Source organism: Stenotrophomonas sp. TWI1149 (assembly GCF_039673155.1).
GTDB lineage: Bacteria > Pseudomonadota > Gammaproteobacteria > Xanthomonadales > Xanthomonadaceae > Stenotrophomonas > Stenotrophomonas maltophilia_AA.
In genome coordinates, this window is sequence record NZ_JBDJLB010000015.1 from 65,835 (window position 1) to 80,647 (window position 14,813).

Annotated in this window: 9 protein-coding genes; 2 read left to right on the forward strand and 7 right to left on the reverse strand. The window is 61.6% G+C overall.

What is annotated here, in order from left to right; genetic code table 11:
* Nucleotides 1-44: 44 nt before the first annotated feature.
* On the forward strand, nucleotides 45-338 hold the full coding sequence (locus tag ABE424_RS16550; RefSeq protein ID WP_346491743.1) for an NHLP-related RiPP peptide: 294 nt from the start codon (nucleotides 45-47) through the stop codon (nucleotides 336-338).
* Nucleotides 339-346: 8 nt separating this feature from the next.
* Here ABE424_RS16550 and ABE424_RS16555 read toward each other — a convergent pair whose 3' ends face one another.
* From ABE424_RS16555 to aceB, 4 genes are all read right to left on the reverse strand, one after another.
* Nucleotides 347-2,839 (reverse strand): putative peptide modification system cyclase, encoded by a 2,493-nt coding sequence (locus ABE424_RS16555; protein WP_346491744.1) that lies wholly within the window; start codon nucleotides 2,837-2,839, stop codon nucleotides 347-349.
* 13 nt (nucleotides 2,840-2,852) lie between these two features.
* On the reverse strand, nucleotides 2,853-3,899 hold the full coding sequence (locus ABE424_RS16560; protein ID WP_346491745.1) for a GGDEF domain-containing protein: 1,047 nt from the start codon (nucleotides 3,897-3,899) through the stop codon (nucleotides 2,853-2,855).
* Nucleotides 3,900-4,122: 223 nt separating this feature from the next.
* Nucleotides 4,123-5,415, reverse strand: coding sequence for an isocitrate lyase (gene aceA, locus ABE424_RS16565; protein WP_346491746.1), 1,293 nt, complete (start codon nucleotides 5,413-5,415; stop codon nucleotides 4,123-4,125).
* A gap of 51 nt (nucleotides 5,416-5,466) precedes the next feature.
* Nucleotides 5,467-7,113, reverse strand: a complete 1,647-nt coding sequence (aceB, locus tag ABE424_RS16570; protein ID WP_346491747.1) for a malate synthase A — start codon at nucleotides 7,111-7,113, stop codon at nucleotides 5,467-5,469.
* Between the two features lie 108 nt (nucleotides 7,114-7,221).
* Here aceB and ABE424_RS16575 point away from each other — a divergent pair, with 108 nt between their 5' ends.
* Nucleotides 7,222-8,187 carry a LysR substrate-binding domain-containing protein gene (locus ABE424_RS16575; protein WP_346488372.1) on the forward strand — a complete coding sequence of 322 codons (966 nt, stop codon included), beginning with the start codon at nucleotides 7,222-7,224 and terminating at the stop codon, nucleotides 8,185-8,187.
* A gap of 786 nt (nucleotides 8,188-8,973) precedes the next feature.
* On the opposite strand, the gene ABE424_RS16580 is transcribed toward ABE424_RS16575, so the two are convergent.
* From ABE424_RS16580 to ABE424_RS16590, 3 genes are read right to left on the reverse strand one after another with little or no spacing between them, the layout of a single operon-like run.
* The gene (locus ABE424_RS16580; protein WP_346491748.1) at nucleotides 8,974-9,255 is read right to left on the reverse strand and encodes a hypothetical protein; all 282 of its coding nucleotides are present in this window, start codon (nucleotides 9,253-9,255) and stop codon (nucleotides 8,974-8,976) included.
* Nucleotides 9,248-11,386, reverse strand: a complete 2,139-nt coding sequence (locus ABE424_RS16585; RefSeq protein ID WP_346491749.1) for an RHS repeat-associated core domain-containing protein — start codon at nucleotides 11,384-11,386, stop codon at nucleotides 9,248-9,250. Before ABE424_RS16585 ends, ABE424_RS16580 begins: the two co-directional genes overlap by 8 nt.
* Complete coding sequence (locus tag ABE424_RS16590) at nucleotides 11,386-14,649, reverse strand: DUF6531 domain-containing protein (protein ID WP_346491750.1); 3,264 nt, start codon at nucleotides 14,647-14,649, stop codon at nucleotides 11,386-11,388. Before ABE424_RS16590 ends, ABE424_RS16585 begins: the two co-directional genes overlap by 1 nt.
* Between the last annotated feature and the right edge of the window lie 164 nt (nucleotides 14,650-14,813).

Consider the following 14,813-nt stretch of genomic DNA (forward strand, 5'->3'; position numbering starts at 1 on the left):
AGCGCTTGTGCCGATAGAACACTCTCTTGCCCTGGAAATCGACCATGACGCCTGCTTCCGCCCAGCTCACCCCGACCCAAGCCATGCTGCTGCTCGACCATCTGATTGGCGATACGGCGTTCCGCACGCTGTTTTCCGCCGATGGCGCGGCAGCGCTGGCCTCGATCGGCATCGACCCCGACGGCTGTACCGACTGCCTGGCTGTCGTGGACCTCGCCACGCCTTCGGAACTGCTCGCGCTGCGCAGCGAACTGGAAACCTATCTGAGCACGCATACCGCGTCGATGACGGTGGTGTTCTGTTTCGAAGCTGGCAAGGTTGGCGACACCATCAGCTGACGGTCGCCTCACTGCATGCCGGTCGCCTTGACCGGCACGGACCAGGTGGCCACATCATGCGCGTTCAACGGCTGCCAGACCTGGATCGCCGCCACCTCGGCAATGGCTTGCCCACGATGCGTGGCCAGCCATTGCTGCTCCTGCAGGACGCCCGCCCCATCCTGCTGGGCCCTCCTGGCCTGCAGCAGCACGACATGTGCCTGCACCGGCTCGGACCCGTCCAGCAGCGGCTGCAGCATTTCTACCGCCGCATCGGCCTTGCCGTCGATCAGCAGTGCATTGGAGGACACGATGCGCCGCCACTTGGCGACCACCGGGCTGTGCTGGCGTTCCAGCAGCGCCGCGTTGTCGCGCAATAGTGTGTCGGCCAGCGGATGCTGGCCCTGGCGTTGCGCAAGGTAGACCAGCGCCAGCAACTGCAGGCTGCGGTCGGCGATGTTGGGATGATCGCGCTCGTTCAACAAGGGAATCAGCTGCGTTGCGGTCGCTGACAAGGTGCCCTTGTTGGCCCCCCCGCACAGCGTCTCGACGGTGGCATGCACCAGCTTCTGATGGATCTGGTAATCCGCCAGGCCCGGTTTCGCGACATCCTGGCGCACGGCCGAACGCATGGCGTCGCAGTCTCCCTGGTCGGCGGCGAGCAGCACCTTTGCTCGAAGATGCATCAGATCCTGCAGGGCGTCCTCGCCTTTGCCCATGCGCTCCACCAGGCGCCTGGCTTCTGCATACCGGCGCAGGCCGACCAGAACATCTACCTGGGTGTCGTCGATACCGTCGCGGCGGAGCGTACGCGCCTGCTGCAGGGTGTTCTGCGCCTCATGGAACTGGTTGCGGGCCAGCTGGATGCGAGCGAGGTGCACCATGGGGTATATGCGCAGGTAGTCCTGGGGAACGGACGCCGCACGGGCGAAGGGCTCTGCCTCCTGGAAGCGGTTGTCCTGGATCAGATACCAGGACGTGTTGGAAGGACCGGCATAGAAATCCGGGTACACCCCGGCAAGTACCCGCCACTGCTCGACCGGCCACCCGCCCGGCTCCAGCTCCGCCTGCCAGCCTTTCAGGTACAGCTGCTCGCGGTGCGGCAGCCGCCCCTTCAACGCCAGCGCTTTTTCCAACTGCTCGCGCGCACTGCTGCGATCGGCGGTACGCGCGAACGATTTGGCCAGGCCGATATAGGCCAGCGCGAACGCCGGATCGATCTCCAACGCGGTCTGATACAGATTGCGCGCGTCATTGAAACGGCGCTCGCCCAGTGCCGTCTCGGCCAGCGCATACGAGCGCAGGGCGCGCAGACTGGCAGTTGAGGCACTGGGCAGCGGCATGGACCGCTGCAGACCTGCGACGGATTCGCCCAGTCCGGCCCTCAGTTCGCCGATCACCTTGTCGACCGCCTCCACCGCATTGCCGGTCCCGGACGCCAGGGCCGTGTACGTCTGGATCACCACGTCCTTGCCAGGGTCGATCAGCGAGATCTGCACCTCGTATCCACCACGCCGCGGGATGACCTTCGGTACCAGGACCGCCCGGGCACCTTCGCGTACCGCCACGTCCACCGCGCGCGATCGATCCAGCACGGCATCCACGGGATCGCGTGCCAGTTCGAGGCTTTCACGGACCTTGCCGTCGGACAGTACATTGACGTACTTCGACTGTTCCAGGCCCAGCAGCATGGCCTGACGCAGCGAGTCATCGAAAATGGGCTCGCCGGTCTGGTTGGTGACATCCGACAGCACCACCCAGTCACGCTCAGCGAAGGCGATTGCCGGCTGCGACCGCGTCATCATCCAGGCCCCCAACAGCAGCGCGACGGCCAACGTGGCTTCCGCCACCATGGCCGTTGGCTGGCGCCAGAAAGGCAGGTCGCGGGCGGCCTTCGACGTCGCCCGGGGGCGACCGCTGGATGGCATGTCCGATGACATCACCCCGAACACGTCCATCGGCTGCGCCACGCCCTTGAATCGCCAGCGTCCGAACGAAGTCCATTTCAGTCCGTTGTTTTTATCGCGCAACGCAACGCCGGCACGCCGGACCATCGACTCAGCCGTCGCCGACACGAGAATCTGCCCGGGCCGTGCCAGCTGCATGAGCCGCGCCGCCATCGGCTTTGCCAGCCCTTCCACTTCCACCGGCTTGGAGCCCAGCGCGATCGCTTCGGCGCTGTTGTCCCACAGGATGACCTCACCGACATGCAGGCCCGCGCGTGCGCGGATGGGGTGCTGCAGCGATCGACCCAGTGCACCCAGGCCAGCGTGGTAATCCAGGGCGAATCCGAGCGCATCGATGGGCCGCTCGAACAACAGAAACAGCCCGTCCGAGCGATCGATCTGGTGCCCGTTCCACTGCTGCTGCAACGCCAGCACCAGCCGGTCATGCGCCTGGAACAGCTCAGCCGCCGCCGCATCACCGATGCGCTCCACCAGGATCAGCGAGTCGCACAGATCGGTGAACAACAGCGCCCGCATCTGCGGGGCCTGGGTCGACGTTCCGTTGTCGCCGTTCATGCCGATCTCCCGATCAGGGTGTGGCGGTCGCTGATCGCGACCAGTGCAATCGGTTGCCGCCCAGCCGCTTGGCCTGGTACAGCGCATTGTCGGCCCGGGCGTACCACTCGCTCCAGTCGGTCCGCGGGTCGATCAGGCAGACGCCGATGCTGACCGGGCACACATGCGGTACGCCGTGGGCGCGGCCGATCAGGCCATGCACCGCGCTGAGGATGAACTCGGCGGCGTGCTGCAGGCTGTCCTGGTCGGCACTGCGCAGCAGCAGGCAGAATTCGTCGCCACCGAGCCGGCAGGCCACGTCCGGCTCGGTGGCCACCGAGCGCAGGATGTTGGCCACGCTCTGCAGCACGCGGTCGCCGGCCTGGTGGCCGTGCACGTCGTTGACCTGCTTGAACTGGTCGCAGTCGATCAGCAGCAGGCCCTGCGGCGCGCTGTCTTCCTGGGCACGGCATTCCTGCAGGTACAGCGCCAGACCACGCCGGTTGTGCAGGCCGGTCAGTTCATCGGTGCGTACCAGCTCGCGGGTGTGGGTGAGCTGATGGGTGGTGACGTAGAGATTGTCCAGCGCGGTTTCGAGATCGTGGTTGCGGCGGCGCAGCTGGCGGATCAGCACCTGCTCGTTGCTGACCACGCGCATGATCGTGCGGCGCAGGAAGTAGGCGAGCAGGCCAGGATCGCGGTCGACCAGGCGCTGGAAATCCTCGTGGTCCAGTTCCAGCACGATGCTGTCCTCGACCGCACGCGCGCCGGCCGTGCGCTGGTGATCGCCGATCAACAGGCCCAGCTCGCCGAAGAATTCATTGGGGCCGAGCGACTTCACGACGAGGTCTTCGCCGAAGTCCAGTTCGATGCAGCCGCTGACGATCACGTACATCGTGTTGCCGGCGTGGCCGCGGTGGAACAGATGCGTGCCTGAAGGCAGCTTGCGTTGCCGGCCGAACTCGGAGAACAATGCCGACTCGCCAGTGCTCAGGATGGCGTGCACGATCTCAGCCATCGCCTTTCGGTCGATGTCTGGTTCCTGTTCGCACATGATCGCCGCCGCACCCTTGCCGGTCATTTCCGAACACCCGCTTTCCAGCGCCCCCTGGTGAGCGATGGAGGATAGCACTCCTCAAAACTGTGCGCCCTATCCCATTTCCGACTTTCAGACCCCAACATCGTTAAACGGCGTGGGTTCTCCCGTGTCTGGCCATGTGAAGACGGGTCCGGACTACGGAACAGGGCGGCAGGTCCCCCGACCGGCCGCCCTGCGGGCCTTCCCTGGCCGCCCTTCCGGGCTATCAGGCCGCCCGTTCCGCGTTGAACTGCTCCTCCTCGGTGGACCCGCTCAGGGCGGTGGTCGAGGACTGGCCCTGCTGGATCGCCTGGGTCACCGCGTCGAAGTAGCCGGTGCCGACCTCGCGCTGGTGCTTGACCGCCGTGAAGCCCCGGTCGGCGGCGGCGAACTCGGCCTCCTGCAGCTCCACGAAGGCGCTCATCTGGCGGCGGGCGTAGCCGTGGGCCAGGTTGAACATCGAGTAGTTCAGGGCGTGGAAGCCGGCCAGGGTGATGAACTGGAACTTGTAGCCGTAGGTGGCGATCTCCTTCTGGAAGGTCGCGATCGTGGCGTCGTCCAGGTTCTTCTTCCAGTTGAAGCTGGGCGAGCAGTTGTAGGCCAGCAGCTTGCCCGGGAACTTGGCATGGATGGCCTCGGCGAACCTGCGGGCGAACTCCAGGTCCGGCTTGCCGGTCTCGCACCAGATCAGGTCGGCATAGGGCGCGTAGGCGAGGCCGCGGCTGATCGCCTGGTCCAGGCCGTTGCGGGTCTTGTAGAAGCCTTCCACGGTGCGTTCGCCGGTGGTGAACGGCTGGTCGTTGCCATCCACGTCGCTGGTCAGCAGGTCGGCGGCCTCGGCATCGGTACGTGCCACCAGCAGGGTCGGCACGCCCATCACGTCGGCAGCCAGGCGGGCGGCGTTGAGCTTTTCGATCGCCTCGCGGGTCGGCACCAGCACCTTGCCGCCCATGTGCCCGCACTTCTTGACCGAGGCCAGCTGGTCCTCGAAGTGCACGCCGGCCGCACCGGCCTCGATCATCGCCTTCATCAGTTCGAAGGCGTTGAGCACGCCGCCGAAACCGGCTTCGGCATCGGCCACGATCGGCTGCAGGAAGTCGATGTCATCCTTGCCCTCGGCATGGTGCAGCTGGTCGGCGCGCAGCAGGGTGTTGTTGATGCGCTTGACCACCGCCGGCACCGAATCGGCCGGGTACAGCGACTGGTCCGGGTACATCTGCCCGGCCAGGTTGGCGTCGGCGGCGACCTGCCAGCCGGACAGGTAGATCGCGTTCAAGCCGGCCTTGACCTGCTGCATGGCCTGGTTGCCGGTCAGCGCACCCAGTGCGTTGACGAAGTCCTTCTCCTGCAGGTACGTCCACAGCTTCTCCGCGCCCAGCCGTGCCAGCGAGTGCTCCACGTGCACGGTGCCGCGCAGGCGCACCACGTCGGCGGCGGTGTAGTTGCGGATGATCCCGGCCCAGCGCGGGTCGGTGTTCCAAGCGTGCTGGATCTGTTCGGCGGTCTGCAGGGTGCTCATGTCGAATCTCCAAAGGGAACGGATGCGGTAACAGCAGGTGGATGGCGGGGGTCAGTCGAGACGGTCGTAGGCGGGCAGGGTCAGGAAGTCGGTGAGCGCTTCGCGGCGACTGAGTTCGGCCAGCAGCCCGATGGACTCGGGGATGCGGGCGCTGCCCGGCAGCGCGGTGGTATCGCCCAGCCGCGCCGGCAGCTGGGCCAGGGTGGCGTCGAGCAGGGCCAGGTCGATGGCGGTGCCGTCGTCCAGGTGCTGGCCGGGGGTATGCAGCCACTGCCACAGCTGGCTGCGGCTGATCTCGGCGGTGGCCGCGTCTTCCATCAGGTGGTGGATCGGCACGCAGCCGTTGCCGTCCAGCCAGGCGGCCAGGTAGCGCACGCAGACTTCGACGTTGCCCTCGAAACCGGCGCGGGTGATGGTGCCGGTGGGCGCGGCGATCAGGTCGTCGCGGCCGACCTGCACGTCGTTGCGCAGCACCCGGTGCTGGTTCGGCCCGGGCATGTGTTCGTCGAAGATCGCCTGCGCGACCGGGATCAGCGCGGGGTGGGCGACCCAGGTGCCGTCATGGCCGGCGGTGACTTCGCGCAGCTTGTCCGCCCGCACCCGCGCCATCGCCTGCTCGTTGGCGGCCGCGTCGTGGTTGATCGGAATCTGCGCGGCCATGCCGCCCATCGCATGCGCGCCGCGGCGATGGCAGGTGCGGATCAGCAGCTCCGAATAGGCCTTCAGGAACGGCTGGGTCATCGTCACCTGGCCGCGCTCGGGCAGCACCTTGTCGGCGTGCCGGCGGAAGGTCTTGATGTAGGAAAAAATGTAATCCCATCGGCCACAGTTCAGGCCGACGATGCGATCGCGCAGCGCATGCAGGATCTCGTCCATCTCGAACACCGCCGGCAGGGTCTCGATCAGCACGGTGACCTTGATCTGCCCATGCGGCAGGCCGAGCATGCCCTCGATGTGCGACAGCGCGGTCTCCCACAGCGCTGCCTCTTCCATGCTCTGCAGCTTGGGCAGGTAGAAGTACGGCCCACGCTGCCTGCACATCAGCGTGCGGGCGTTGTGGAAGGCGAACACCGCCGCATCGAACAGACCACCGGCGATCGGTTGGCCATCGATGCGCACGTGCTTCTCATCCAGGTGCCAGCCACGCGGGCGGACAATCAGCACGGCCTGCTCGTTGAACGGGCGCAGGGTGTACTGCTTGCCCGGCTTCCCATCGACGGACGGGCCGGTGTGGGTCAGATCGCCACGCACCGCGCCGATCAGCGCCTGCTGGCCGGCCAGCAGGTTACGCCAGGCCGGGGCGGTGGAATCCTCGAAGTCGGCCATGAACACCTTGGCGCCGGAGTTCAGCGCGTTGATGACCATCTTGGGGTCGGTCGGGCCGGTGATCTCCACCCGGCGGTTCTGCAGCGCCTCCGGCAGCGGGGCGACCTGCCAGTCGCCGCTGCGGATTTCGGCGGTATCAGCACGGAAGTCCGGCAGGCCGCCGCCATCGAAGAAGGCCTGGCGGACCACCCGTGCCTGCAGCCGGCGCTGACGCTCCGGCTCCACCGCCCGGTGCAGCGACACCAGCAGCGCCAGCACCCCCGCCGGCAGCAGCGCGGACTGGCCGGCCAGCTGGGTGGTGAGGGCAATGCCGGGGGTGGCCGGTGCATCGGCGGGGGTGGGCTGGGCGGTGGCGTAAGCGACGGCGGACATGGTGGGCTCCTGCGGTGCGGTTGAGCTCCACCGTGCGCCGCCGTGCCGATATTTGACAAAGCAGTTATTGCAATGCCTTACATAAGATGTGCTTATACTCATGACGCCATGACCACGCCGCGCACGCCAAGTCCCCGATTTTCCTACAAATCCGACCGGCTCAAGCCGCTGCGGGCGTTCTGTCAGACGGTCCGCCTCGGCTCGGTCTCACGGGCCGCTGAGGCGCTGTTCGTCAGCCAGCCCGCCGTCAGCCAGCAGTTGCAGGCCCTGGAGCGCGAACTCGGGGTCAACCTGTTCGAACGCAGCGGCCGCCGCCTGGTGCCCAGCCGCGAAGGCCAGCTGCTGTATGACATGGCGCTGCCGCTGGTGGAGAACCTGGACGGGCTGGAGGCCAGCTTCCGCGACAAGGTGAAGGGGCTGGATGCCGGCGAGCTCAACATCGCGGCCAACAGCTCGACCATCCTGTACCTGCTGCCGCGCATCGTGGAGCGCTTCCGCCAGCGCCACCCGGACGTCCGCCTGACCCTGCACAACGCGATCAGCGCCGACGGCACCGACCTGCTGCGCAGCGATGCGGCGGACCTGGCGGTGGGCTCGATGACCGACGTGCCGGCCGATCTCAGCTACGCCCCGGCCTATCGCTTCGAGCAGGTGCTGATCGCCCCGCCCGATCATCCACTGGCGCATGGCGAACTGAGCCTGGAGGCGATCTCGCAGTACCCGCTGGTGCTGCCGCCCAAACGCCAGATCACCTACCGGCTGGTGGACCAGGTGTTCCAGCGGCATCGGCTGCCCTACACCGTGGCGCTGGAGGTCGGCGGCTGGGAAGTGATCAAGCAGTACGTCGCGATGGGCATGGGCATCTCGATCGTGCCGGCGCTCTGTCTCCACGATGCCGACCGCGAAAAGCTGGTGACGCGCTCGATGAGTGCGTGGTTCCCGGAGCGGAGTTATGGCGTGATCGTGCGGCGCGGGCGTTTCCTGTCACCGCAGGCGCGGGCATTCATCGAGCTGATCCAGCCGGACCTGTTCAGTCCGCGCAGCTATGACGAGAGTGGACATTCGGAGCGGTGAGGCGATTGTGGGGTGTCTCAAGCAGAGTACAAAGGCCCTTACTTCCTGGACCAGTGCCATAACTCGCTCATTGAGCGCTCAATGGCTCTCACGCGCATTGCGCTCACGCCTCACGCCTCAGGCCGGCAATCCTGTAACTTCTTAGCGCCTTGGACCTCTGGGACAGGGCGCACCTAACATTACGATGCAAGTGCGTTGACCACGTCCCAAGCAAGGATGTCAGAAGCCTCAGCGTCTGCGTTCTTGGTAAAAGCAATGACGATCTCACCCTCCGGCGTTCATCGAGTTGATCCAGCCGGGCCTGCTCAGTCCCACGGCCATCACGAGAGTGGGCATTTGGAGCGTTGGGCTTGGATACTTCAATACCATCGCAACAGTCGCCCGCCGCGGAACGGGACCTCGAAGGCTCAGAGTGTGCGCTTTTTTTATCCCTTTAAGACGACAAGCGTCATTCTAGGAATCAGGCATGCCATCCACGCCTACAGGACGATGGCATGTTCATTGGGAGAAAGTGGATTCCCCAGGCGGCGTAGACCCTCTCACTCGAGGCCGAGCGCTCTACCGGGACCGGCCTTCAAATATCACGTTCTGAATTACCCAACGAACAAATTGATCAGCCTATTTCTGCGGCAGCCCGATGACTGCCGCAGCCGGATGACCCCGACGATTTGGGACGTCCTGAGCAGACGCATTCGCCATCTCTATTCCAACGTGTGGATCCCACCCAGCCAAAGACGGCAGAACCCATCCCATTTAGATCAAATCACTCCTTCATCGCTTGTAAAATCATTTACGAAGAACGTATTTCGCTTCAACCCTGTCAATCAAGTAATAAACAAGCATGGTTGCAATAAATGAACCAAGCATCATATTCAAGTAGAAATCAATTGACTCTGGATAGTTTTGACACATTTCAGCCATCTTCAAATCAACCGACTCCGAAACGCACTGTCTGAGCTGCTTGTAAATACTTGAAGCCTTGCTCTGGAAGCGAACCACCAAGACTACAGACAGAACTTTGGCGAGCATCGTAACCCGCCCCAAGGTTTTTGGTGTCATATCACTCACACTTCTCGACTGAATTTTCCATGACAACGTTTCCATCCCTGTCTTTCATCTGGTAGTCGACTGCGAAACCACCTCGACTTCCTTGACTGACTGTCGTTGTTTCAACGTAACCTCCGTAAATTGTTGGTGTGTTTGACAGACCCTCAACTGCGGATGAAACCGCCCAGCCCGCGGCCGCACCAACCGCTTTATTCTTAGGTCCCCATATCGCTATCGCAGTACCAATTACATTGGAAACAAAACCAAGCCCTTCAGTGTTGCTCTTATTTCTGTCAACTGCCTCGTCGGCACTTATCTTTTTTGAACTAATTTCCTTGCTGGCCGTAGATGCTCCGCACACGCAATCACGCAGCCCAAATGGGTCAATTCGACTTATCGGATTGCCAAGCGCGTAGCTATAGGTATTCAATCTACCCTGGAGACCAATTGGATCACTCTGCACATACCGCGCAATGCTTGCGTCGTAATCCCTGAATCCGTTGTACCAGAGCCCCGTTTCGGCATCGTGGTACTGGCCCGGGAACCCAATATTCAGCCCACCGATGCTGTCCTGCTGAACACTTCGGCCATAGGCGTAGTTGTACGCCTTCCACACCGTCTGCTGGCTGGCGCTCGTAGCAAATTCAGGCCGTCCCAGATGATCAGTGTGTACGAAGTTAACTTGGCCACCACGGTCCAGGCCTACCAGCTCGCCGCCAAACCAAAGGTAGTTCGTCCAAGTACCGTCCGTCAGCTCCGATGTCAGCTGATTCTGCCCCGCGTAGTAGTAGCGGCTCGTACTTGCGTTGAGCTTCGCTACACGCTGACCTTGCGCATTGAGCATATAGTTCGTCACGGCCCCATTGACGTTAGCTTGAGTCATCCGGTTGAAAGGGCTGTAGGTGTAGGTCTGAACACGCGACCCACTTGTTTCGCTGATGCGGTTGCCCACTGCGTCGTACTGGTACTGGCGACTTACACCGTCACTGGTGTAGTTCAGTACGCGGTTGCTGTAAGGATCAATGCTGTACTGGGTTAGCGAGCTTCCCGCCTGGTAGCGATCATGGTTTCCGCCCGCATCGTACGAAAGCTGGTTGATCACGCCGAATCGCGTCAGCTTGGTCAGGCGACTCAGCGCGTCGTAGCCAATGACCTGCGTCATGTCCGGCGAGACCCCGTCACTTATCCGGGTGATCTCATTGTCCGCGCTGTGCTGGTAGCCCCAGGCGCTCAGTGCGGTGTTGTCCTTTCGGCGGACAGACATGGAGGTGAGGCGACCGTCCAGATCGTGGCCGTATCCACGTACAAGACCATTGCCGTAAGAGAGGCTATTTCGAGCACCCGTGGCTTTGTAGCTCGCGGCTGTAATCACCGGCTTGGTCACACCGTTGATGGTGACGGACATCGTACCGAGTCGACCGCCGACACCGTACTTATAGTCAACGATGTTTCCATTGGGATAAGTGATCTTGCTGGGCCTGCCAATCCCGTCAAAGCCGTAGGTGGTACTGTGATCGGTCGTTACCCCACCTGCGATGATCCAATCCCGTCGTATCAGAATCTCACCCGCAGGGTTGTAGGCAAAGTGCGTCGCGGTATCTGGAGCCCCCAAGCCACAAAGGCGCCCTAAGCCCCAACTGCACCAGTCATAGGTGTAGCTGTGCTGCTGACCATCGGAGTTGATCGTAGTAAGCCTTCCCAATCCGTCATAGGTAAAGGACGTCGTACTGCCATCGTTGCGCGTTGTACCCGTCCGCAGGCCGCTGGGGTTGTACTGATGACCCGTGACGCCGGTGTCGGGACTGCTCTGTTTCCAGAGCTGTCCAAATCCGTCGTACTCATAGGTAGTGAGCAGGTTGCGCGGGTCCTTTACGCTGGTGACTTGATCCACCTTGTCGTAGGTCAAGCTTGTCACTCCGCCGGCGGCGTCGATCTGTTTAGTCATCCTGCCAAGTACATCGTATTCCATGCGGGTAATACGATTCTGCGAGTCGATCACTTGCAACAATCGCCCCTCCATGTCATAGCCATAGCGAACGTTCTGGCCACTGTTACCGCGCTCGGCTATGACGCGCCCCAGTTCGTCGTATTCGTACTCGACGCTGGCCACGACGGTGTTCAACGCCATCAGTGTAAGCAGCATGGTGGACATCAGGGCGCTCCTTCCTGGAGGGTGGACTTCCGCATGAAGCTGATGACCTCTTCGCAGTCTTGGCCGAAATCACACGATGGTGGGTCGTAATAGGGCGCTACATAGACGATTGCGTGTCCGTGCGTCCCCCAAGTTCCAGAACCACTTGCCATTATCGCGATATAGCTTACCTGACGGGTAAAGCTGCTGTGGTTAGGTGGAGCGATAGTACTATCAAAATAGAAAGACTGACCGGGATATATAGGGGTCGTCAGTGATATTCTTTGATTGACCTGCTGATCTTCCCCCCAAAGAATATAGTTATCTGCTTGCCAAACGACATTCCCGGTATTTTCCGCAGTTCCGCGTAGAACGGTCGACTCACCATTGACAATATTTTCCTTATCCGCACCGTAGTAGATCTTCACTGACTTGATGTACGTCGGAACAGATTGGCTGCCAGATCCACCAATAACCAAATTTGGCCCGCCTGATGGCGATATCCCATGGACATGAATACTCTTTCCGCCATGTGCCTGTCGGACGCCGTAGTCCAGCGGTATGCGGAAACGATGCTTTCCGTTGGACTGGCACGATTTGGATATGGCGGAGTCACTTGCTAGGTTTGCGTTTCCAGTGAGCGCGTGTACACCAGATCCCGCCGCTCCACCTACATAGATATGCACAGGAATGGAGCCAGCGGAGCCAATGGAGCAGGCCCATCCCTCAACGAAGTAGTTCCAATTCTGGTCTTTGGAAACGCCAGTGATCTGCCCGGTGACCTGCGCCATTGGGATCGCCAGTGCGCCTGAGTTTCCAATGGCGCGGTGGTATGCACTTCCTCTGGGCGACAGCCCGTGCACGAGAATCTTCTGCCCACCAAACTGCTGCCGATGTGCGAGCGAGATTGGCACCTGGAAGCTGTATGCACTGCCAGTCGCTTGGCAGGCTGATGCGACAGCAGCGCTGCTCGCTAGGTTCGCAGTGGTAGCCCCGAGAAGAGTGCCCCGCTCTGAGAACACTTCGACCTGGATAGGAGTATTGGATCCGGTAGTACACGCCCAGCCCCGCACAGACCAGTTCCACTGCGCGTCGTGTGCGACCTGGTCGACGTACCCTACGACAGCGGTATCAGCGGCGTAATCATTGTGCAGCACCTCGGTGCGGGTAATGTTGGAGGCGGCGTCATACGTGTACCGGGTCCATGCATAGGTACCATCACCTTGCGGTTTGACTTGGGTCTGCAGGCGTTTTGCAGCATCGTAGTCGTAGCGTACGGTCACGCCATCTGGCTGAGTAGTGCTGGCGAGGTTTCCCGCACCGTCATAAGCGAGGGTTGTGGCGGCCCATGCATTGCCCACCATCGATCGCCGCGATATCAACCTGCCTCGATTATCATAGCTCACCTCTGTCACATGCCCGTTGGCGTTCGTTACGCGGCCGGGCATACCAAAACTGTTGTAGTCGCCATAAGTGGTGACGTGGCCCAGCGCGTTCGTCACACTCAACAGATCGCCTTGCGTGCTGTACCTGTACGTAACATCATCTTGTTCGAGTGGTCCGTCTACCTTCAAGGAAGCTCTTAAACCGTTACCGTGATAGCTGTGTACGTAGTTGGTGGCGTGTTTCTGATTGGGAACACCGTACTGTGTGAGGTTTCGGCGGACGATCGACGTGATGTTGCCGCGCGTGTCATATTTGTAATCAGATTGACGCACCCCTACGATCTTCTCACTCACAATGCGGTGTTGTGCGTTCCAAGTCGTTTCGATCGTGCGCGCGAGCGGCGTTCCTGCGGCCTGAACTTTCCTGACCTCACGCCCTTGCGCGTCATAGTCATAGTCAGTCAACGTGCCTTGGAAATCCGACAGGATGTCCGGTAGACCATTGCTGTCGTAGGTCAGCTCTTTGTAACTTGCTGAGCACCTTGGCGACTGGTCTCCTGCCACCGAAATCAGCTTGCCGTTTTCGTAGACGTAAGTAGTGCGCCTACCCAAGGGATTGGTATGGGTGACGCTCATCTTGATGGCGCGTGTTTTGGTCAGGTTGATCGAGGCCGCTCCCACCGTAGACACGCTGCGTCCAGAGCTGGGCACATGCGCTTCATAGCAGACGTAGCCTGCGCGCGCGTCATACTCGCACCAGCCCGTATCGGGATTACCTATTTCAGCGCCCGGCCGTAGGGGCGGCGGCGGCGGCGTGACCTGTTCGCTTGACAGTACGTTGTAGCTGAATTCATTTCGTTCAACGCCGCCCGCGTGTTCGGTGCGGATTGTGCGCCGCTGATCATCGTAGGCAAAGGTCGAGTAGCGAATCCCGTTGAATGACTTGCCGGTAAGTCCTCCGGGATAGCGGCCATCCTCGTAGTGATAGCTGATCGTGGTGGCTGGCGCGCCCGGCAGCGTCGTACTCGCGAGCCGGGCGCGTGAACCCGCAAAGACGTTCGGCGTGTAGCTGTAGCGAATCGCGTTTCCGGCTGGGTCAACGACCTGGGTAAGTTGGCCGTTTGTCCAGGTGAACTGAACGCTGCGGCCGGAGGAGTGTGTAACCTTCTGCAGATAGCGATTGCTGTAGATGAAGTTCCAGGCTACACCCTGCTCGTTCTTCCGCTGCGTAATATACCCTTGCGCATTGTACTTCTCGGTGCCGCGCTCTTCGTTGTGCACGGTAAAACTGCCATCGGCGTGTCGCTCAATATAGGCAACCGGCTGTGCTCTGTCGTCGTACCAGCGGCCGGACGAGAGGTCTCGTAGAAACTTGAGCCGACGCCCATCGGGGCGTTGTAGCCAAGCGAGGTCATCTCCGTCGGACAGGATAAGCGAGTAGTCAAAGTTGCTCAGCCAATGATGGCCAAACAGACCTGTAGCGCTCCAGTGGTGGTTGTAGCTGCGCTGTAGGTAGAGACCCATCTCACCAGCACTGGTGAAATCAGTCTCTATCTCGATCTTGTTGCCGGTGTATAGGACGACAGGGTTGCCGGCTCCTTGTGTGCCCGGCTGGGACTCACTGCCACATGGATCCCGGCTGTCCGTCTCTTGAGCAGTATCCGTACTTACTTGGATCGGAGCCGGGGTTAATGATGGATCGCCGAAATTCCTGCCTCCACCACCGATTCCGCCAGAAAAACCCACTGTCTCGGGCCTTACCTTCGATGCCAATACTTGAATGGCCTCATAGTCAACAGTCTTGCCTTCTTCGGACCACGCTGCGGTCGCTGTGGTTCCAATTAGCGCGGTTGCGATGATGACCAGTCGTTTCCGGGTGTCATTTGCACTGAGCATCATGCTCGATTCCTTCCTCTATCCAGTCCAATGGATTACGGTGGCGACCTTGATGGGCTCGCACGTCTCGTTCACGTTGAGTGTATTTGTTCGTTCACGCGAAGTACACACGTGCCGTGCGTGTGCCGCAGGCGATGCATCTCGACCGGCCGGCGAGAGAAAAGATG